This window comes from Deinococcus radiophilus (assembly GCF_020889625.1).
Taxonomy (GTDB): domain Bacteria; phylum Deinococcota; class Deinococci; order Deinococcales; family Deinococcaceae; genus Deinococcus; species Deinococcus radiophilus.
This window is the reverse complement of record NZ_CP086380.1, coordinates 205001-224295: the sequence shown is the minus strand read 5'-3', so window position 1 is coordinate 224295 and position 19295 is coordinate 205001. Positions and strand designations below refer to the sequence as shown.

The window sequence follows — 19295 nt, the reverse complement described above, 5'->3', positions numbered from 1 at the left end:
TACACTGGCGGGTATGGAACGTAAGCCACTGGTTCTCGTGATTGAAGACGAGAAAGAAATTGCCCGCTTCATCGAATTGGAACTGGGAGCGGAAGGGTACAGCACGGATGTGGCCTATGACGGTGTCACCGGCCTGAGCAAGTTCCGTGAAGTTGCCCCTGACCTGGTGGTTCTGGATCTGATGCTGCCCGTGCTGGACGGCCTGGAAGTCGCCCGCCGCATTCGGAAGACCAGCAACACACCGATTATTATTTTGACCGCCAAGGACGGTATTCAGGACAAAGTCGAGGGCCTGGACAGCGGCGCCGACGATTACTTGATCAAACCGTTTTCGATAGAGGAGCTCCTGGCCCGCGTGCGTGCTCACCTGCGCCGCGTGAATCCTGCCGTGACTGGCGAAGTTCGGGTGGCCGATCTGGTTATGAATCTGGATGGCCGCGAGATTTTCCGGGGTGGCCGCCGCGTGGAACTGTCCGCTAAGGAATTCGAGCTGCTGGAACTGCTGGCCCGCAATCCTGGCAAGGTCTTTTCGCGCTTTGAGATTGAGGAAAAGGTCTGGCCGGAGTACACCGGGGGCAGTAATGTGGTGGATGTCTATATCGGTTACCTGCGCCGTAAGCTGGAAGAGGGCGGAGAGCGGCGCCTGATCCATACCGTGCGCGGAGTCGGTTACGTGCTGCGCGAAGAATAACGCCATGCTGCCAGGCCTACGCGGGCGCTGGAGTGCCAAATCACTCCGGCAGCGGCTGACCTACTTTTATACCGGGCTGCTGGTCGTTTTGCTGTTGCTGGCGACAGTGACCGTACAGCAGTTGATGCGCCAGGATCTGGAACGGTCCCTGGAAGCCGATTTGGCCGATACCTATGCACAGTTTGTGACCCTCTCACCAGAGTTGAAGCTGGAGTTGGAAGACGGCACGGGGGCAGGCAATAGTGGTCTGGCGGAGGCCCGTAGCCGCTTTCCGTCATCGGTGCTTCAAATTGATCCGGTGGTTCCCCGCTCCCAGACGCAAGATCTGAGTGCCGATTGGGCGACTGCCAGAGCCGAAGGCGGTGAGCAAGCGCTGCTGGACTGGGTAAAGAAGCAAACTGGCGCCCTAAGGCTACGCCCGGTGGGAATTGATCCTGCCGAGCCACTGACCCTTTCACAGGATGAACTGCGCCAGTTGTTGGAATCACCCAGCCGCCAGATTCTGATCAACCGCTCGGTGCGGCCTCAATTCTCAGACCCTGAGCCTATGCGGGTGCTGGTGGCGCTCACCCCCCTCCCCTTGCAGCTCACGGCAGATGCACCTCCGCAGGACATGCTGACCATCACCTATGTGGGGCGCAGCCTGAGCAACATGAACCGTACGCTGGCCCGGCTTCAGATCATCATGCTGGGCCTGCTGTTGGTAGGCAGCTTCCTGGCGGCATTTGGGGCCTTTGCCCTCTCTGGATTGGCACTGCGCCCACTCTACGCGGTTCGGCGGGCAGCCGAGAGTATCGACTCGAATAATCTGACTGCCCGCGTACCTATGCCACACTCCAATGACGAAGTGCAGGCCCTGGCGGTGGCCTTTAACCGAATGCTGGAGCGTCTGGAAGAGAGCTTTGAAACCCAGCGCCGCTTTACCAGTGATGCCAGCCACGAGCTGCGCACTCCGGTCACAGCCATCGGCGGGCATGCCACCTACCTGCTGCGCCGCACCGAACTGGATCAGCAACAGCGTGAGAGCGTGGCGATTATTCAGCGTGAATCGGAGCGTATGACCGATCTGATCGGCAGCCTGCTGCAGCTGGCCCGCTCTGACGGCGGTGTACTGACCATGCGGCTGCAACCTGTCTTCGCCCAGATCTTTCTGCATGAAATCGTACGTGAACTGTCCCCGCTGGCCGATGCTGAGAATGCGGTGCTGCGGGTCAGCGGCCAGGACACCGCATTTGAGGCTGATCCCGACCGTCTGCGGCAGGTGCTCAACAACCTGATCACCAACGCCCTCAAGGCCGGAGCCAAGCATATTGACCTGCGCTCTGAAGTCCCTAAGCCTGGTTATGTGCGGCTGAGTGTGCGCGACAATGGCCCTGGCATCGCGCCTGATCAGCTGGAGAAGCTGTTCGACCGCTTTTACCGCCTGGAAGATTCGCGTAGCCGTGACCGGGGCGGCGCTGGTCTGGGCCTCAGCATTGCCCGCTCTATTGTCGAAGCGCATAAAGGACGCATCTGGCTGGAAAGTCAGGCTGGACAGGGCACCCAGGCCTATGTCGAACTCCCCATCGGCAACATCCCCACCCTGGATGAGGAAGATATTCCGTAACCCAGGGAGTCGGGTACTCAGCCCATCATGATTTCGTGCAACTCTTCGACCAGCGCTTCGGCCTCGGCGGTGGTACGGGCCACCAATAAGATGGTGTTTTCACCGGCCAGGGTCCCCACGATGTCGTCGCGGCGTAGGCGGTCCAGCATCAGCGCCACCCCGCTGGCATGACCCTCAGCCGTGTTGATCACCAGGATATTTTCGCCATGGTCAATGTCATGGACAAAATTCTGAAATAAACGGGTAATTTCGTCGGTCAGGTCCAGTTCACTCTGAACATTGGCCAGAGCGTAGCGGTGACGCCCCTTTCCCACCGGCAGCCGGACCAGCCGCAACTCATTGATATCGCGGCTGACGGTGGCCTGGGTCACGGCAATGCCATCGGAGCGCAGACGCTCAACCAGCTCGGCCTGTGTGGAGATGCTTTCACGCGTGATGATGTCCTGAATCAGTCGCTGACGTTGGTCTTTGGATAACACATTGTTATTTTATGCAGATTGTTTGAATAAATCTACAGACATCCGTCCTACTATGCAGGGCAGTTCACGACCCCAGCGCGCCACGCGTCGGCCAGTGTAGCGCAGGCGCGCTGCACTGGTGCGGTCTACCCCCTCAAGGCAAAAGCCGTGTGTTGAAAACAGCTACCGGTCACCCACCCGCTGACGGTGAATTTCAAGCGCCTCGTCCAGCAATCGCCGGGCCACCTCCAGTTTGCTCAGGCGCGGCCAGGGCTGCGAGCTGCCGTCAGCACGGACCAGCGTCACCTGGTTATCGTCGCTGCCAAAGGCCGTACCCTCCTGGGTCGGGTAATTCAGCAGAATGAAATCGGCATTTTTACGCCGCGCCTTGTCAGCGGCCCGCTCTACCCCAGCGTGAGTCTCCATTGCAAATCCCACCAGTACACGCTCACCCTTCTTCTCACCCAGCCCCGCCAGGATATCTGGGTTCTTGACCAGTTCAATGGTTTTGGTCTCACCTCCCTTGGCCTCTTTTTCGGTCTTGAGGTCGGCGGCACGGTAGTCGGCAATGGCAGCGGTCATGACCACCAGGTCAGCGGCAGCGGCAGCTTCTTCTACAGCCCGCTGCATGTCCAGGGCACTTTCCACATCACGGCGTCTCACTCCGGTGGGCGTGGACATGTTCACCGGACCGCTCACCAGCACCACCTCAGCCCCGCGACTGGCGGCCACCTGAGCAACCGCGAAACCCATCTTGCCAGAACTGGGATTACTGATAAAGCGCACTGGGTCCAGGTATTCGCGGGTCGGTCCTGCCGAAACGACGACCTTGAGGCCAGCCATATCCTGCTTGGTGGACTGTGACGGGTTGAGCAGCTCCACCACCTGCGCTGCAATGTCTTCAGGCTCAGCCATGCGGCCCATGCCGGCTCCCTCACCAGCAGTCCCGAAGGCCCCGGAGACTGGTCCCAGGAAATGATGCCCGTCTGCCCGCAGTTGCGCGACGTTGCGTTGCACTGCGGGGTGCTGCCACATCGCCTCATTCATGGCCGGGACCCACAGCACTGGCGCCCGCACGCTGAGGAGCGTGGCACTCAGCAAGTCTTCGGCACGGCCCTGCGCGGCGCGGGCCAGGGCGTCCGCCCCCGCCCCTACGATCACAGCCGCGTCGCAGCGGGCCAGGGTCAGGTGCTGCGCCTGCGGCTGCGGCGCAAACCAGGTCTGGTCAGTGGCGACCCGGCAGTTTCCAGCAGTACTCAGACTCAGCTCGGTCACGAAGTGCAGGGCGGCCTGGGTGGCGATCACCCCAGTCTGCACTCCTTGCTCACGCAGGCGCCGCAGCGTGGCCGGGGCTTTGATGGCCGCCACACTGCCGCTGACCATCACCAGAACCTGAGGAATGTCTGTAGGGGCACTCATGGCCCCCAGTCTACGGGGGCGGGCCGTGTACGGGGAGTGTGAGAAGTCGGGCGCTACACTGCTTCCATGCTCGGCAAACGCCGCCCACCTCCCCATATCGTCTTTTACTTCAGCCTGCTGCTGGGTGTGCTGGCCCTGATTCCGGCCTACCGCTACGCCATGGCGGAGAACTGGCTGCCCACCGCACTGTGGGGCGCGGTCGCCATCTGGCTGATGGTAGATGCCATCCGGTCTTATGGCTGGATGAAAAATGCCCAGACCCAGGCCGAACAAGCCCCCCCGGTTCCACAGTCGGAACGCGGTGAGTTCACGGCCCAAGAAGCCCCGGCCTTCAGGCCCGCCCAGCCTGCCCCTGATCAAAGCGGTCTGCGGCCCAATCCTCTACTTGGGGATCAGGGAACCGTGCCCCCAGAAGGCACGCCGACCGAAGCGAATGTTTCATCAGGGCCAACCCCGCGGCGCTGAGTCTGCTGGCCTGCTTACCCCGCATCAGTTGTCTGCCCAGAACCATGTCGGTTAAGAAATGGCTCAGGCGATCCGGTGCAGCGGGGTATTTTTTACCTCTATCTCTGTAACTGCACCTTGGTAGACTGACCCAACTGCCCTGAAGCGGCATATCGCATGGACCAGGCGGCAAAGCCGCTGCCCTCCCAGTGGGAATCCATGCCCCCTTTTCACTTCTCAGACCTCCGAGGTTTCTCTTTTGAAAAAGCTCAATCCCTGGCTGATCGTCCTGTTCGTGCTGGCGCTGATGATGATGTACTCACAGACGGCCAACGTCGGGCGGCCCACAGTCAATTATTCCGAATTTCAGGATCTGCTGAACGCTGACCGCGTCGAGCGGGTAGATATTGTCGGTTCACGGGCCACAGTGGACCTGGTCGGCCCGACCTCCGTGACCGTGGATACCCCTTCTGGTGCCCAGGCGCAGGAGCGCGAAGTCGAGGGCGTCACTGTGCAGCTCTCACCCAGCTCGGCAGTGCGTGACGATGAACTGATCCCAGCGCTGCGTGAGCAGGGCGTCACCGTCAACTTCCGCGAACCCAGCCAGTGGCTCAACATCGTCCTGAGCCTGTTGCCGCTGATTCTGTTCGGCGCGCTGATCTACTTCTTCTTTATTCGCGCCCAGAGCTCGCAGGGCGGCATGATGCAGTTCGGCCAGAGCAAGGCCAAAAAGTACGGCAAGGAAAATAAGGTCGAAACCAAGTTTACTGACGTAGCCGGCCATGAGGAAGCCAAGAAAGAATTGATGGAAGTCGTGGATTTCCTTAAGAATCCTGGCAAGTACCACCAGATCGGTGCCGAGATTCCCAAGGGCGTGCTGCTGGTCGGCCCTCCCGGAACCGGTAAGACCCTGCTGGCCCGCGCCATCGCCGGTGAAGCCGACGTGCCTTTTTTCAGCGTCAGCGCCTCCGAGTTCATGGAAATGTTCGTCGGCGTAGGGGCCAGCCGCGTACGGACCCTGTTCGAAGACGCCCGCAAGAATGCCCCCGCGATCATGTTCATTGACGAGATTGATTCCATCGGGCGCAAGCGTGGCGCTGGCATCGGTGGCGGACACGACGAGCGTGAGCAGACCCTCAACCAGATCCTGAGCGAGATGGACGGTTTCGATAAGGCCAGCAACGTCATCGTGCTGGGCGCGACCAACCGCCCTGATGTCCTGGACCCGGCGCTGCTGCGTCCTGGCCGCTTTGACCGTCAGGTGACGATTGATCTGCCCAACCTCAAGGAGCGTGAGGCGATCCTCAAGGTGCACCTGCGCAACAAGCCACTGGCTGAAGACGTGAACGTGGAAGAGATTGCCAAGTCCACCCCTTATTTCAGCGGCGCCGACCTCAAGAACGTGGCCAATGAAGCGGCGCTGGAAGCCGCCCGTATCGGCAAGCAGCAGATCGGCATGAGTGACTTTTACCGCGCCCTGGACAAGATTACTCTGGGGCTGGAAAACGGCTCACTCACCATTAGCGACACGGAGAAAAAAGCGATCGCATACCACGAGGCTGGACATGCCGTGACCGCCGCCGTGATTCCCGGCAGCGACAAACTCCAAAAGGTCAGCATTATCCCGCGTGGCCGGGCGCTGGGCGCCGCCTTCTATCTGCCCGAAGAAAACGTGCTGATGAGCAAGGAAAAGCTGGAAAACCAATTGGTCGTGGCCCTGGGTGGCCGCGCCGCCGAAGAAGTCTTTATGGGCAGTGTGACCAGTGGAGCCGCCGACGACTTCCGCAAAGCGACCAACATGGCCCGCAAGATGGTGCTGGAGTGGGGCATGGGCGACAACTTCGCGAACATGGCCCTGAACCCCGACAGCGGCGGCCCGGTCTTCCTGGGCGAAGACATGGCCAAGACCCGCAACTACTCCGAGCACACCGCGCAGCTGGTGGACGAGGACGTGAAGCGTATCCTGAGCCGGGCCTATGACCGCGCCCGCGAGATCGTCAGCGAGTACCGCCAGGCCATGCACGAGGTGAGCGACGCCCTGCTGAGCCAGGAGTTGATTACCGGCGATGTGGTGCGTGACGCAGTAGCCAAAGTCAAAGGCGAAATCCAGGGCTTCTCGGTGGGCAACGACATGCCTCCGATCCCACCCGCGCCCGCTGGCACGGACTGAAGTTCGACTCTACCCTTACCCACCCGCGCTTCGGTGCGGGTTTTTTTGTGGGTTTCCTGTGTCCGGCCAAGCCAACTGAGCAGCCTGGGCCATGCACTACAGTGAGGCCATGGGCCATGACGAAGCGCCAACCATACCCCCATGGGACTACTCCACCCGCGCTGTACAGAGCGCAATTCCACGCGGCCTGGGTCAGAGCATCGGTTTTCCGGTGCATGCGGCGGCGGCCTTTCAGTTCACCTCGCTGGAAGAAGCCCAGCAAGAATTCATCCAGGGCGGTGGCCTGAGCTATGCCCGGCTGCAGAACCCCACAGTGCGGATGCTGGAAGAGCGGATCAACAGCCTGGAAGGGGCCGATCACACCCTGGCGGTCGCCAGCGGACAGTCTGCCACCTTCACTGCACTGATGAGTGTCTGCCGCGCCGGGGACCATATCGTTTCGGCACCGACACTGTTTGGCGGCTCGGTAGGCCTGCTGCAAAACGTACTGCCGCTGATGGGCATCGAGACGACTTTTACCGACGGCAGCCCTGAAGGGATGCGGGCTGCCATTCAGCCCAACACCCGCCTGCTGTGGGCCGAGATGATTTCCAACCCCAGCGGCGACGTGGCCGACATAGAGCTGCTGGCTGAGATTGCCCATGACGCCGGAATACTGCTGGCCATTGACAATACAGTGGGCGCCGCAGGTTACCTGATACAACCGCTGGCGCACGGGGCCGACATGAGCGTGCAGTCGCTAACCAAATGGGCTGGCGGGCACGGCAGTGTGATGGGCGGCAGCGTCAGCGTGAACGCAACCCGTGAGCTGAGCGCCAACCCCATGTTTACCGAGGGCGGCGAGCACAGCCTGCTGGGGCTGCATGGGGACCGCGTCCTGGCCGTCCGGCAACGCTGGCTGGGAGGCAGTCAACTGGGCATGACACTGGCGCCGCACTCGGCTTTTTTGCTGGCGCAGGGCCTAGAAACGGTGGGCGTGCGCCTGGACCGCGAGTGTGTCACAGCCCAGACCCTGGCCGAGTGGCTCAGCAGCCACCCGAAAGTCAGCAGCGTAAGCTACTGCGGCCTGCCAGACCACCCATCCTACGAGACGGCACAGAAGTACCTGCCACGCGGCAAGGGCGCCATCATGACTTTCGACGTACCGGACCCTGCCCGCTTCCTGGAGGGGCTGCAACTGCTGCGGATCGCCCCCAACCTGGGCGACACCCGCACCCTGGTGGTACATCCCTGGACCACCACACATGGCCGCGTACCCGAAGCGCGGCGTGAGGCCGCTGGCGTGCGCCCTGGCACCATCCGCATGACGGTAGGCCTGGAAGACGTGCAGGACCTTATGGCCGACATTGACCAGGCGCTCTGAACTGTCCCTTGGCCAGGCCAGAACCTGGCCAGCGCTGCGGTCTGCCCGCTACACTGTGGAGCGTTTCCCTCATCTGAGCATCCACAGCCTTATTCCGGAACCCCGAAGTTCCCAGGAGATCCCCATGACTGCACCCCGTCCCACCACCCTAGAAGACGCCGCCACTCTGCCCGCCCCCACCGCTGAAACTGTGCTGGGCCGCTATGTGAAAGGCGAGGATTCCAACCCCCGCAGCGCCGCTGACCGTGAAAAGATCATGCAGAACATGCGTTTTGGCGCAGAGTTCAGTGATCACATGGCCAGTGCTCGCTGGACTGCCGACACCGGCTGGACCGAACCGAAACTGCTGCCTTACGGCCCCATTCCGCTGGACCCCAGCGCCAACGTACTACACTACGCTCAGGAAGTGTTCGAGGGCCTCAAGGCCTACCGTCACGCGGACGGCAGTGTCTGGCTGTTCCGGCCCATGTTCAACGCAGCGCGTCTGGCAGCTTCTGCCCGGCGCATGGCCCTTCCCGAACTACCCGCCGAAGACTTCATGGCCTCACTGGTGGACCTGATCCGGGCCGACCAGGAATACGTGCCCAGCGTGGAAGGCGGCAGCCTGTACCTGCGCCCCTTTATGTTCGGTGACGGTGCCGGGTTGGGCATTCGTCCCAGCGAGTCGGTCCGGTACATGGTCATTGCCAGTCCCAGCGGACCCTACTTCACGGGCGGCTTTGCGCCAGTCCATATCTGGGTGACCCGTGAATACCACCGTGCTGGACCTGGCGGCATCGGCGCTGCCAAGACGGGCGGCAACTACGCCGCGTCGCTGCTGTCTCAGCTGGAAGCCAAGGCCAAAGGTTACGCTCAGGTTTGTTATCTGGACGCCGTGCAAGAAGCCAACCTGGAAGAGCTGGGCGGCATGAACGTCTTCGTGGTCCGCAAGGACGGCCGCGTGCAGACGCCCGCCCTGACCGGCACCATCCTTGAAGGCGGCACCCGCTCCAGCATTATCCAGCTGCTGCGGGGCGAGGGCCGCGATGTTCAGGAAACCAGCATCAACTTTGACAAGTTGGTCGAAGACATTCGCGCGGGTGAAGTCACCGAAATGTTCGCCTGCGGCACGGCAGCCGTGGTCACACCCATCGGTAAGCTAGGCTTTGAAGGTGGTGAAGTAGAGCTGCAACAGGGCGACGTGACGCAGTGGGTCTACGACACCCTGACTGGCATCCAGTATGGCCGCTTGGAAGACAAGCACGGCTGGATGTACCGGGTGCTGTAATTGCCCCGCGAGCGGACACGAGTATCGACCACGGGGCGGCCCATGGTTGCCGCCGCAGAGCGCTAAGCAAGGCAAATGCTCTGCGGCGGCAACCTCAAGCTGCTAGCCTGAGTCCATGCCTTTTCAGCCCCACCCCAATTGGGCGCGCCTCACCGAGGACGACGAGCAGCCCTGGCAGACCCTGAGCAGTCGCCAGCTGATCACGGGGATTCGTCCCGTGTGGGAAGATCGTGTGCAGTTGCCGGGCGGCGTGCAGACCGACTATCAGTACCGCCGCCGAGGGCCACGGGCCGTCTTTGTCTTGCCTATCACTGCGGCGGGCGAGGCCGTGCTGATCCGGCAGTACCGTTACCCGCTGCGGGCCACCATCACTGAGGTGGTGGCTGGGGGCATTGAACGCGGTGAGGAGCCGCTGGACGCCGCAGTACGCGAGCTGGGCGAGGAAGTCGGCGGGCAGGCGACAGAATGGGTGGCGCTGCCGGGTTTTTATCCGCAGCCCAGCATCAGCGGGGTCACCTTCTATGCGGCGCTGGCTCTGGGCGTGACCCTGGGCGAGATGCACCATGAGGACACCGAAACGATTGAGCGCTTCTGTCTGCCGCTGACGGAGGCATACGACCTGCTGGAACGCGGTGAGATCCACGACGCCAGCAGCGCTCTGGTGCTGTATCAGGCCCGCGCCGAGCTGCAACGCCGAGGATTGCTGTGACTGAGGGTCCCGCGCTTCCAGCGCCATTTACCACGCTGGCCCAGCCCTATCGGCACGCCGAGGTCGCCCAGAACAGTGAATTCTTGGCCTATGCCCGCCGCGCCGACACCCCCGAAGAGGCCCTGGCCTACCTGGCCGAGCTGCGGGCCAAATACCCGGATGCCACCCATCACTGCTGGGCCTACCGGATTGGGGAGCTGTACCGCTTCAACGACGACGGAGAACCCGGCGGCACGGCGGGCGCACCGATCCTGCGGGCCATTGAGGGCCAGGGCGTTCAGCACGTAATGGTGATCGTGGTTCGCTACTACGGCGGGGTCAAGCTGGGCACGGGTGGGCTGGTCCGGGCCTACGGTGGGGCGGCAGCGGAGTGCCTGCGGACCGCCCCCCGCTTTGAGGTGCGCCCTCGGTGGCAACTGCGCCTCAGCATAGGCTTCGCTGACCAGGGAGCGTTGTATCATCTGCTGGACACCTGGGACGTCACCAAGGGTGAAGAGGAGTACACCCCTAGCGGCGTGACCCTGCCCGTGCAGGTCTACCCAGAGGACCAAGAAGGGTTCACGCAGGCCTTTGAAGACGCGATGCGTGGCAACGGCGAGCTGGCAGTGCTGGGGCTGGCGGACACAGAGCGGTAAGCTTGCGCCAGCCAGCCTCCCACCTTATTCCAGCCCGGACTGGTCCCTGACCCACTCCACCAAGTCACTCAGCGGCTCCTGTGCGATCGGCGCAAAGTCGTCTGTAATCATGCTGTCAGCCGGGCCAAGGCTATGACCCAGACCAGGGTAGATACGCACCGTGGTTGGGACATCTGCGCTAGTCAGAGCGTCGGTCAGGCGGGTCAGGTACTGGCGGGGCGTGTTGGCGTCGTTCTCACCTTGCAAGATCAGAACAGGCACTTTCAGATGAGGCGCCTGATCGGTCACACTGGGTAGGGCCCGCGCCGGACTGTAGATGTTCAGAAAACCCTGCGGTGAGTTGATCTGTTCGGCCAATGCATTCCGCACTCCCGTGAGATAGTCTCCCTCCAGATCTACGACTCCGTCGCCCCCCTGATCAAAGACTGGGTTCAGCTTGGGGGCACCCCCCGCGAAGCTGCTGGGATCTAACGTGAAAGACGCTGCATTCCGGGCCACCAGGCCGCCTCCAGGAGCGCTCAGGACACTGGCCAAGTTCTGCTCGGTCAGGCCGTCAGGGGCAACCTGACGCAAATAGGGCAACTGCACATCGGTCAACTGGGCTTCAAACAGGTCATCCCAGTCCAGCGTCACCGGCCCCTGCACGATCAGGCCTGCCACATCCGGGTTACGGCGGACCAGTTCGGTGGCCACCGTACTGCCTTCGCTCCAGCCATAGATGTAAATCCGCTCCGGATCTATACGTGGATTCTTCCGCATCGCGTCCAGCGCCGTCTGGGCATCGGCCAGGAAGGTGTGCAGGTCAGCCTCACCGTAAAAGCGCTCATAGTTCACCTGTCCAGGTCCACTCACGTAGCGCTTGTTGTAGCGCAAGCTGGCTACGCCGCCTTCACCCAGGGCCTGAGAAATATCCTTAAAAATGCTGGAAATGGGCTTGCCCTGTGGGTCGGTATAGGTGAAGTCCATATCAGCGGGGCTGGAACCGTGAATCAGCAGAACCGCCGGCACAGGATCAGCAGCCTGGGATGGGTAGGTCCACTGCGCCGGACTCTGAAAATCACCCAGGGTCAGGGTCGTGTCTACTGTTTCCAGAGCATGGGCCACCGAAGCAGCTCGTGGCAGGGTCAGGCCAGGGCCAGTCAGTGGCAAGGCCGGAATACTCACCATCTGTGTGGAACCGGAAGGCGCAGCTGGATCTGAGACGGCCAACTGCTGCTCGCCACCGGCCAGCGCTGAAGCTCCCAATAGGGCCACCGTCAGGATCACACCATATGTGACTTTGTACATATTTCAATCTATCAAGTGTCTCTAGCCAGAGGATGAGTTAGGCATGATGGTTCAGTGGAGCCTGAACATCAGAGACCTTGTCGCTATTTCCCCACGCAGAAATTACGAAAGACTGCGTCCACCACGTCATCCTGAACGTCGCGCCCGGTCAATTCGGCCAGCGCCAGCAGCGCCTCTTCCAGTTCAATACTCGCCAAGTCGTCGGGCAATTGGCGGGCCAGGCGCACATGCTCCAGTGCCCGCCTGGCCGCGTCCGCCTGACGCTCGCTGCCCAGCCACGCCTCACTGCGTGACACATCGCCCAACAGCTCGGTGCCCAGGCGTTCGCGCAGTTCGGGCAGGCCCGCTCCCGTCGCGGCGCTTACCTCCAGGACCTCCGGATCAGTCCAGGCTGCAGGCAGATCGGCCTTGGTCCGGAGGTGAATGGCGCGGGTGGTCGGCGGCAGTTCCAGCGGCAATGCTTCTCGCGGCTGTGAGCCGTCACTCAGGGTAATCACCACGTCCGCGCCCCCGGCGAGGCGAACGGCCTGCTGCACTCCGGCAGCTTCCACGATGTCTTCGGTATCCCGCAGCCCGGCGGTGTCCACCAGCGTGACCGGCACTCCGGCCAGCGATAGGCCCGCTTCCAGATAGTCCCGAGTGGTTCCCGCAATCGGCGTCACGATGGACCGCTCGTAGCCCAGCAGGGCGTTCAGCAGGCTGGATTTACCCGCGTTGGGGGCACCGATCAGGGCGATGCGGGCTCCTTGATTGGCGACCCGGCCCGCGTGAGCAGTCCCCAGCAGCGCTTCCAGCTCGGTTTCGGCGCGGGCCAGTGGAGTCTGGCGCTCCTCTTCGGGTACGCCTTCATCCGGATAATCCAGCAGGGCAGCGATGCTGGAGAGGGTCAGGGTCAGGTCACGGGCCACCGCGTCTACCCGCTCGCCCAGCGCCCCGGACAGGCCCAGCGTGGCCTGCTTGCGGGCCGTTTCGGTGTCGGCTTCGACCAGGTTCAGCACCGCTTCGGCCTGCGTCAGATCCAGTCGGCCCGCCAGATACGCCCGCAAAGTGAATTCGCCGGGGCGGGCGGTGCGGGCGCCCAGCTCCAGCGCCCGCGTCAGCACCTCGCCCAGCACTGCCGGGCTGCCGTGTGTCTGAAACTCGGCCACGTCCTCTCCGGTATAGGAATGTGGAGCGCGGAACACCAGGCACAGTCCTTCGTCGAGCCGCTCGCCGCCCGCACCCAGCAGCCCACCAAAGAGGAACCGTCCACCCGGCGTCTGACTGGGCCGCCGCCGCCCCGCAAACAGCGCATCAGCAATCGCAAGCGCCTCCGGGCCGCTCACTCGCACCACGCCCACCCCCGCGTGACCCGGCGCAGTGGCCACAGCAGCGATGGTATCCGATAAACCCGAACGGGAGCTGATGCGCGTCATAGCGCTCAGAGTAACGGACAGCGTCCGCCCTTGGCCCGTGCCACCACGCCAGGGCTTGCCAAATCTCCGCTGGGCATGCTAAGCTTCTTCAGCGCTGAGGGGGCTTAGCTCAGCGGGAGAGCATCCGCTTTGCAAGCGGAGGGTCAAGAGTTCGAATCTCTTAGCCTCCACCAAGATCAAATAAGAAACGTCGCTTTAGGGCGGCGTTTTTTATGTTTGTTTTGCGGCTGATGGGTTCTCCGGCGCTGTCCCTTTTCCAGAGAATCTCCCACGGTCCGCGCAGAAGGGCGACGCTGCGCGGCGAAACTCTAGGTTGTATCCACCGCTTTTAATTTGCCCTGCACGTCTTTGCCCCGCTTGTCAAGGACACATCACATCTCCTTGATGCCCTAAAGATTGATTCAGATCGGGGCACACCCCCGCGCCCCGGCTACGCCGCAAACTGAGGGCCATGAACATGACTGAAATTCAGCAAGCCTTTGACGCCGCCTACACCAAAGCCCCCCGCGATGGCCTGAGCCTAAACCACAGCCAGGAAGACGGCCTGCTGCGTATCGAAGTGCGCCACCAGGACGCCGACGGTGAAATGCGCGGCTTTGACGTGGTGGTGCAGCCCACCGAAGGCGAGGAACGCAGCGCCACCGATTACGGCGAGGCCGCCGCGCAGGTTGTGGAGCAGGAGTTGGCTTACGGCCAGTTGCCGGCCCGTGGCGACGACGGAGAGTTCAAGCGCATCGTGGTCTGAACCTCTGGACTGATGGCCCCTTCCCCGCTTTGGCAAGGCTTTCGTTGATGCCCACTCCCCGTTTGCGGTTCGGTGCCACCTTCAAGCAGACGGACAGGCAGTGGCCTGCGCTGAAGCCTTGACTTTTAGAGCTCAGACGGGTTCCGGATGAATCGTAAAAAGCAACGATTCATCCAGGGGCAACGGGAGTAGGAAAAAATGCGGATTCTGCGGTATGGAGACGCAAGGGGTGCTTTGTGGGTTGTGTCGTAATGGAGCGGAGGTCCATATCAAAGGCAGCTGGCTGCGCTCGGTGCTACCTTAGCTCTCCTGCTCAGAAGGCAGATAACCATGTACCGCACTTTTATTCTGTTGTATGTCATCTGCCTGGGCGGAGCCGCACTGAACCATGCCCGTGACCTGTGGCTCGGCGGCTGGATGCCCTATACCCACGCTTCCACACTGGAAAATGCGTTTTGGACATCGCCCACTTTTATTGACCTACTCATTATCGCGCTGCTGCTGTGGCGTCCGCGCTAGGGCGTGGTGATGACGCTGCTGCTCATGCTTAGCGACGTTGCTGTCAATATGCACTTCAGCGCAGCGCAAGGGTTCGGGGTCGCCCAGAGCGCTGATTTGCTGGCGCAGGTAGGCTTTCTGGGCTTTGTGCTGGGTTCTGCGCCCTGGCCCTGGCTGCTGCACACCACTCCCCGTAACATTCCGTAACCTATGCCAAAGCTGGTTTTATTCGGGTCCACCCTCTTCCAGCAAGCCCAACAGGAACTCAATGTCTGCTCTGGCATGGGCGATGAATTCATAATCTGTCTCTGGGACGAGGCCAGAATCTCCCGAAAGGTAGAGGTCTACGGGCCGCTCACCGTCCCATATCCGTATGAAGCTGTCACCTGCGTCATCTGGCCCTTCTACCCAGGCTTCCCAGGGACCAGGGCGGGCGGCCTGAAGGCGGGCGCGGATTTCGGCCAACCTGTTTCTTTGCGCTTGCCTCATCGCCGCCCCTTGCGCCGTACCTTCTGCCCCGGCACAGTGGCCTGTTTGAACTCCTTGCCCTGCAACTTGGCCTCAATCGCCCGAATCTGATCGCGCAGGTTCGCGGCCAGCTCGAAGTCCAGATCCTCGGACGCCTGCCACATGCTCAGTTCCAGCTCGGTCAGCTGCGCGGTCAGGGCGTCGCGGTCATCCCCGACATTTTCGCTGCTGATCTCATCCGGCGTTTCCTCGCCGCGAATCACGTTGCGCACGCCTTTCACCACCGTGCGCGGGGTGATGCCATGTTGCTCGTTGTAGGCCAGCTGCTTTTCACGGCGGCGGGCTGTTTCATCCATCGCAAACTGCATAGCAGGCGTGATGCTGTCGCCGTACAGCACCACTTCGCCGTTCACGTTGCGGGCGGCGCGGCCAATCGTCTGGATCAGCGAACGCTCAGAGCGCAGGAAGCCGGGCTTGTCGGCGTCCAGAATGGCGACCAGCGATACTTCCGGCAGGTCAAGGCCCTCGCGCAGCAGGTTGATCCCCACCAGCACGTCATAGTGACCCAGCCGCAGATCACGGATGATGACCTGCCGCTCTACGCTGTCGATGTCCGAGTGCATGTACCGCGCCCGCACGCCTTTTTCCAGCAGATATTCGGTCAGGTCCTCGGCCATGCGTTTGGTCAGGGTGGTCACCAACACGCGTTCGCCCACAGCAGCCCGTTCACGGACGCGGCCCAGCAGGTCGTCTACTTGCCCCTGAATGGGGCGCACCGTCACGGGGGGGTCCACCAGCCCGGTGGGACGGATAATCTGGTCGGCGATTTGGTCAGAGTTCTCGCGCTCAAAAGGGCCAGGCGTGGCCGACACGAAGACCACCTGCCCGGTCTTGGCCCAGAACTCGTCCAGGTTCAGCGGCCTATTGTCCATCGCGCTCGGCAGCCGGAAACCGTGATCCACCAGGGTCTGCTTGCGGGCGCGGTCGCCGTTGGCCATTCCACCAATCTGTGAGACAGTCACGTGCGACTCGTCAATAAAGGTAATGAAGTCGCTCGGGAAGTAGTCCAGCATGGTGTACGGCGTCTCGCCGGGGCGGCGTCCGTCAATGTGGCGCGAGTAGTTCTCAATGCCGGAGCAGTGGCCCAGCACCTTGAGCATCTCCAGGTCATACAGGGTGCGCTCCTTGAGGCGCTGGGCCTCCAGCAGCTTGCCCGTGGACATGAAATACTCCAGCCGCTCATCCAGTTCGCCCTGGATGGTGCTGATCGCCCGCTCCACGTTGCCTGCACCTGACACGTAGTGCTTGGCCGGATAGACCACCGTGCCGTCTAGATCACTGCTGCGGTCGCCGGTCAGCGGGTCCACCATGCTGATGCGCTCTACGTCGTCGCCCCACAGTTCAATGCGGGTGGGCTGCTCATCGTAGGCGGCCCAGACCTCCACCATCTCTCCTTTGGCCCGGAAACGCCCCGGCATCAGCTCAATGTCGTTGCGCTCGTACTGCATGCCGATCAGGCGGTCCAGAATTTCTTCGCGGGCCACCCGGTCTCCCACCTTGAGAACCAGGTTCAGCGCGGTGTATTCCTCCGGGTCGCCCAGGCCGTAGATCGCACTGACCGACGCCACCACGATCACGTCGCGCCGGGTCAATAGGCTGCGGGTGGTGGAGTGGCGCAGACGCTCGATTTCCTGGTTCACGCTGGCGTCTTTTTCGATAAAAAGGTCCTTGCCCGGCACATACGCTTCGGGCTGGTAGTAGTCGTAGTAGGAGATGAAGAACTCGACGGCGTTGTCTGGGAAGAACTCGCGGAACTCGGCGGCGAGCTGCGCGGTGAGCACCTTGTTGGGGGCCATAATCAGCGCCGGGCGTTGGGTTTCCTCAATGACTTTGGCCATGGAATAGGTCTTACCTGTGCCAGTTGCGCCCAGCAGCGTCTGATAGCGCAGGCCACTTTCCAGGCCATCCACCACCGTCGCGATGGCGGTGGGCTGATCGCCGGACGGCTGAAATTCGGAATTGACGCGCAGGACTCGGTCTTTGTGGGTCACAGACATGGGGCCTCCTCGGCAGCGAGAGAGAGAACGAAGGAACAGCCGGGCATCCCTCCAGTTTACGCCTAGAACGTAAAGCCCGACTCTACTCCGGGGTGCATTTCATTCTCCCCAAGACCTGAGGTGGCACGAATCGATCAGATCTTAAATTTCACTGATTTCTGAAATTTGTTAACCTGGCAGCATGCCCAATTCTCAATTTGTTGAGCGCGCCGGAATGCTGCTTGAAATGCTGGGGATGCCCAGGATGACCGGACGGGTGTTGGGTGCTCTGCTCCAGGCTCCTGCCACTGGCCACACTCCAGCCGAGCTGGCGGGCCAGTTACAAGTCAGCCGGGCTGCCATCAGTGGTGCCTTGCAGCACCTCAAGCTGATGGGCCTCAGCGAGAACGTGCCCAATCCTGGCGAGCGGGCCGGACGTTACCGGGCCCGACCCGGCGCCTGGGCTGCCCTGACCGAACAGGGGAACCGCAAGTTACAGACCCTGCACGGCCTGGCCGATGAAGGCTTACAGACCCTTCCCGAAGGTGCCGACCCTACCGCACTAGAAGAGATGCGCGACTTTTATGCGCTGTGGCTAGAGCTCTTTCCTGTAATGCTGCGTGAGTGGCAGGAGCGGCGGCCCTGATGCCAGAGCTACCGCTACGGCGCGAATGGCACACCCTGCCGGACGGCACACATCTTAGCCTTCTGACTGGTGGGCCTGCAACAGGTGAACCTGTGGTCTTGCTGCACGGGGGTGGGACCGACCATGCTTGGCTGTCGTGGGGGGAAGTCCTTCCGACATTACTGGCCTCGGGTTACCGCGTTATTGCCCCAGATATGCCAGGCTATGGGCAGTCACCGCCCGCGGCGTGGCCCTCAACCCGGCCCAACTTGAGCCGAGCACTGGCCCAACTGTTGGAGGAATTAAAGCTCTCGTCCCCTGTATTGGTTGGTATTTCTATGGGTGGTTCGCTGGCTTTGGCGCAAGCTCTGGAACATCCGGCCAGTGTGCGTGCCTTGGTACTGGTGGGATCATACGGTCTGGCGCAATGGTCGCCCTATCACCAGCTGGCGGTGGGCCTGGCCCGCCTGCCAACCGGCACAGGCGGCGCGCATACTTGGTTGGCCCGCTCTCCTCTGCTGGTACGGGCACTACTCAGCACCTTTATTTATAACCATGTGGCCCTTACTCCACAGCTGGTGGCCGAGGTACAACAAGCACTGACCAACCCCGCCACTGCCCATGCCTTCGCGCAATTTCAGCGCGACGAAATACAACCCGCTGGCCTGAGAACTGACTTCCGTGGGCGACTGCCAGAGTTACAGCTTCCGGTGCTGCTCGTTCACGGCGACCGTGATGTGGGTGTGCCCCTCGCCTCCGCGCAAGAGGCCGCCCAGCGGATTCCAGAAGCAGAACTACAGATCTTTGGTGGCGCGGGTCATTGGACCCAGCGCGACCAACCAGGACGCTTCACCTATGAGCTGCTGCGCTTCCTGGGCAGACTTGCGATATAGAAGGGAAAGTATCGCTCAGGCGGCGCATTTACTCCCCCCTGCGCTGCCCAGCAAGCAGCCCTGGCCTCAGGATGGGCATTGGCCATCGCCACACCATGTCCGGCCCAGGCCAGCATTTCTGCATCATTGGGGGCATCTCCAAAGGCCAGTACCTCTGCCTGGTGCACGTCCAGGCATTCGCACAGCTGGGCCAGACCTGCCGCCTTGGTGATGCCCGCGGCGGCCATTTCTACAAAGGGCGCACCGCTGTGGGTGGCGTGAAACCCGCTCAGCCCCAGCGCCCGTAACTCGCCGAGCAAGTCGGCAGGAGAAAGCTCTGGATGACGCAGGGCCAGCTTGAGCGAGGGTTGCGAGAGAACTTCATTCAGTGACAGCGCGTTCATGGTTGCAGGGTCGCGCTTGTGATCGCTCTGGCTGGCCAGCGCCGCGTAGCCTGCCTGGGCATAAAAGCCCTCTCCACGTTCGCGAATGCTGACACATACCACCTCTGGCACACGCTCTAGCAGTGCCTGTACCACTGCAGTCTGAACTTCCTGAGCGAGCAGCGATTCAAACAGCACCTCGTC

Annotated in this window: 20 protein-coding genes and 1 tRNA gene (1 of these 21 cut by a window edge); 14 read left to right on the top strand and 7 right to left on the bottom strand. The window is 61.9% G+C overall.

Going from position 1 to position 19295, the window contains the following annotated elements; all coding sequences use genetic code 11:
* Window positions 1–13: 13 nt before the first annotated feature.
* Entirely contained in the window at window positions 14–691 is a 678-nt protein-coding gene (locus LMT64_RS01245) for a response regulator transcription factor (protein WP_126352261.1), read from the top strand.
* 4 nt (window positions 692–695) lie between these two features.
* Window positions 696–2297, top strand: coding sequence for a sensor histidine kinase (locus LMT64_RS01240; protein WP_126352262.1), 1602 nt, complete (start codon window positions 696–698; stop codon window positions 2295–2297).
* Window positions 2298–2314: 17 nt separating this feature from the next.
* Here the strand turns inward: LMT64_RS01240 and argR are convergent, their stop codons facing one another.
* Both argR and coaBC read right to left on the bottom strand, forming a co-directional pair.
* Window positions 2315–2776, bottom strand: a complete 462-nt coding sequence (gene argR / locus LMT64_RS01235) for an arginine repressor (RefSeq protein WP_126352263.1) — start codon at window positions 2774–2776, stop codon at window positions 2315–2317.
* A gap of 162 nt (window positions 2777–2938) precedes the next feature.
* Window positions 2939–4174: a bifunctional phosphopantothenoylcysteine decarboxylase/phosphopantothenate--cysteine ligase CoaBC gene (gene coaBC / locus LMT64_RS01230; protein ID WP_126352264.1), complete on the bottom strand. Its 1236-nt coding sequence runs from the start codon at window positions 4172–4174 to the stop codon at window positions 2939–2941.
* Between the two features lie 66 nt (window positions 4175–4240).
* Here coaBC and LMT64_RS01225 point away from each other — a divergent pair, with 66 nt between their 5' ends.
* The 6 genes from LMT64_RS01225 to LMT64_RS01200 all read left to right on the top strand — a co-directional run bounded on the left by LMT64_RS01225 (window position 4241) and on the right by LMT64_RS01200 (window position 10762).
* Window positions 4241–4639: a hypothetical protein gene (locus tag LMT64_RS01225; protein WP_211334186.1), complete on the top strand. Its 399-nt coding sequence runs from the start codon at window positions 4241–4243 to the stop codon at window positions 4637–4639.
* A 238-nt stretch (window positions 4640–4877) separates the two neighbouring features.
* Entirely contained in the window at window positions 4878–6788 is a 1911-nt protein-coding gene (gene ftsH, locus LMT64_RS01220; RefSeq protein ID WP_126352265.1) for an ATP-dependent zinc metalloprotease FtsH, read from the top strand.
* Window positions 6789–6897: 109 nt separating this feature from the next.
* A complete protein-coding gene (locus LMT64_RS01215; protein ID WP_229253264.1) occupies window positions 6898–8151 on the top strand; it encodes an aminotransferase class V-fold PLP-dependent enzyme in 1254 nt (417 codons plus the stop codon).
* Between the two features lie 124 nt (window positions 8152–8275).
* Window positions 8276–9418 (top strand): branched-chain amino acid aminotransferase, encoded by a 1143-nt coding sequence (locus LMT64_RS01210; protein ID WP_126352267.1) that lies wholly within the window; start codon window positions 8276–8278, stop codon window positions 9416–9418.
* Between the two features lie 115 nt (window positions 9419–9533).
* Entirely contained in the window at window positions 9534–10127 is a 594-nt protein-coding gene (locus LMT64_RS01205) for an NUDIX domain-containing protein (RefSeq protein WP_126352268.1), read from the top strand.
* Window positions 10124–10762 (top strand): IMPACT family protein, encoded by a 639-nt coding sequence (locus LMT64_RS01200; RefSeq protein WP_126352269.1) that lies wholly within the window; start codon window positions 10124–10126, stop codon window positions 10760–10762. Before LMT64_RS01205 ends, LMT64_RS01200 begins: the two co-directional genes overlap by 4 nt.
* 24 nt (window positions 10763–10786) lie before the next feature.
* Here the strand turns inward: LMT64_RS01200 and LMT64_RS01195 are convergent, their stop codons facing one another.
* Both LMT64_RS01195 and mnmE read right to left on the bottom strand, forming a co-directional pair.
* Window positions 10787–12049 carry an alpha/beta hydrolase family protein gene (locus LMT64_RS01195; RefSeq protein WP_170165995.1) on the bottom strand — a complete coding sequence of 421 codons (1263 nt, stop codon included), beginning with the start codon at window positions 12047–12049 and terminating at the stop codon, window positions 10787–10789.
* A gap of 83 nt (window positions 12050–12132) precedes the next feature.
* On the bottom strand, window positions 12133–13464 hold the full coding sequence (gene mnmE, locus LMT64_RS01190) for a tRNA uridine-5-carboxymethylaminomethyl(34) synthesis GTPase MnmE (protein ID WP_126352270.1): 1332 nt from the start codon (window positions 13462–13464) through the stop codon (window positions 12133–12135).
* A gap of 98 nt (window positions 13465–13562) precedes the next feature.
* Here mnmE and LMT64_RS01185 point away from each other — a divergent pair.
* The 4 genes from LMT64_RS01185 (at window position 13563) to LMT64_RS01170 (ending at window position 14914) form a co-directional block, all read left to right on the top strand.
* Window positions 13563–13637 (top strand) — tRNA-Ala (locus tag LMT64_RS01185).
* 278 nt (window positions 13638–13915) lie between these two features.
* Window positions 13916–14209, top strand: a complete 294-nt coding sequence (locus tag LMT64_RS01180) for a hypothetical protein (protein ID WP_170165996.1) — start codon at window positions 13916–13918, stop codon at window positions 14207–14209.
* 330 nt (window positions 14210–14539) lie between these two features.
* Window positions 14540–14728, top strand: a complete 189-nt coding sequence (locus LMT64_RS01175) for a hypothetical protein (protein ID WP_126352271.1) — start codon at window positions 14540–14542, stop codon at window positions 14726–14728.
* 9 nt (window positions 14729–14737) lie between these two features.
* Window positions 14738–14914 carry a hypothetical protein gene (locus LMT64_RS01170; protein WP_170165997.1) on the top strand — a complete coding sequence of 59 codons (177 nt, stop codon included), beginning with the start codon at window positions 14738–14740 and terminating at the stop codon, window positions 14912–14914.
* An 18-nt stretch (window positions 14915–14932) separates the two neighbouring features.
* Here LMT64_RS01170 and LMT64_RS01165 read toward each other — a convergent pair whose 3' ends face one another.
* Entirely contained in the window at window positions 14933–15196 is a 264-nt protein-coding gene (locus LMT64_RS01165) for a hypothetical protein (protein ID WP_126352272.1), read from the bottom strand.
* Complete coding sequence (uvrB, locus tag LMT64_RS01160; RefSeq protein ID WP_126352273.1) at window positions 15193–17232, bottom strand: excinuclease ABC subunit UvrB; 2040 nt, start codon at window positions 17230–17232, stop codon at window positions 15193–15195. The genes LMT64_RS01165 and uvrB overlap by 4 nt, the downstream gene beginning before the upstream one ends.
* 181 nt (window positions 17233–17413) lie before the next feature.
* Here uvrB and LMT64_RS01155 point away from each other — a divergent pair, with 181 nt between their 5' ends.
* Window positions 17414–17857 (top strand): GbsR/MarR family transcriptional regulator, encoded by a 444-nt coding sequence (locus LMT64_RS01155; RefSeq protein ID WP_126352274.1) that lies wholly within the window; start codon window positions 17414–17416, stop codon window positions 17855–17857.
* Complete coding sequence (locus LMT64_RS01150; RefSeq protein WP_229253263.1) at window positions 17857–18729, top strand: alpha/beta fold hydrolase; 873 nt, start codon at window positions 17857–17859, stop codon at window positions 18727–18729. Before LMT64_RS01155 ends, LMT64_RS01150 begins: the two co-directional genes overlap by 1 nt.
* Here LMT64_RS01150 and LMT64_RS01145 read toward each other — a convergent pair.
* Window positions 18690–19295, bottom strand: partial view of an HAD family hydrolase gene (locus tag LMT64_RS01145; RefSeq protein WP_126352276.1) — the 3' portion only. The gene runs 228 nt beyond the window's last position; the window shows 606 of its 834 coding nt (coding positions 229–834); the start codon falls outside the window, past its right edge; the stop codon is at window positions 18690–18692. The two genes, LMT64_RS01150 and LMT64_RS01145, sit on opposite strands and share 40 nt — an antisense overlap.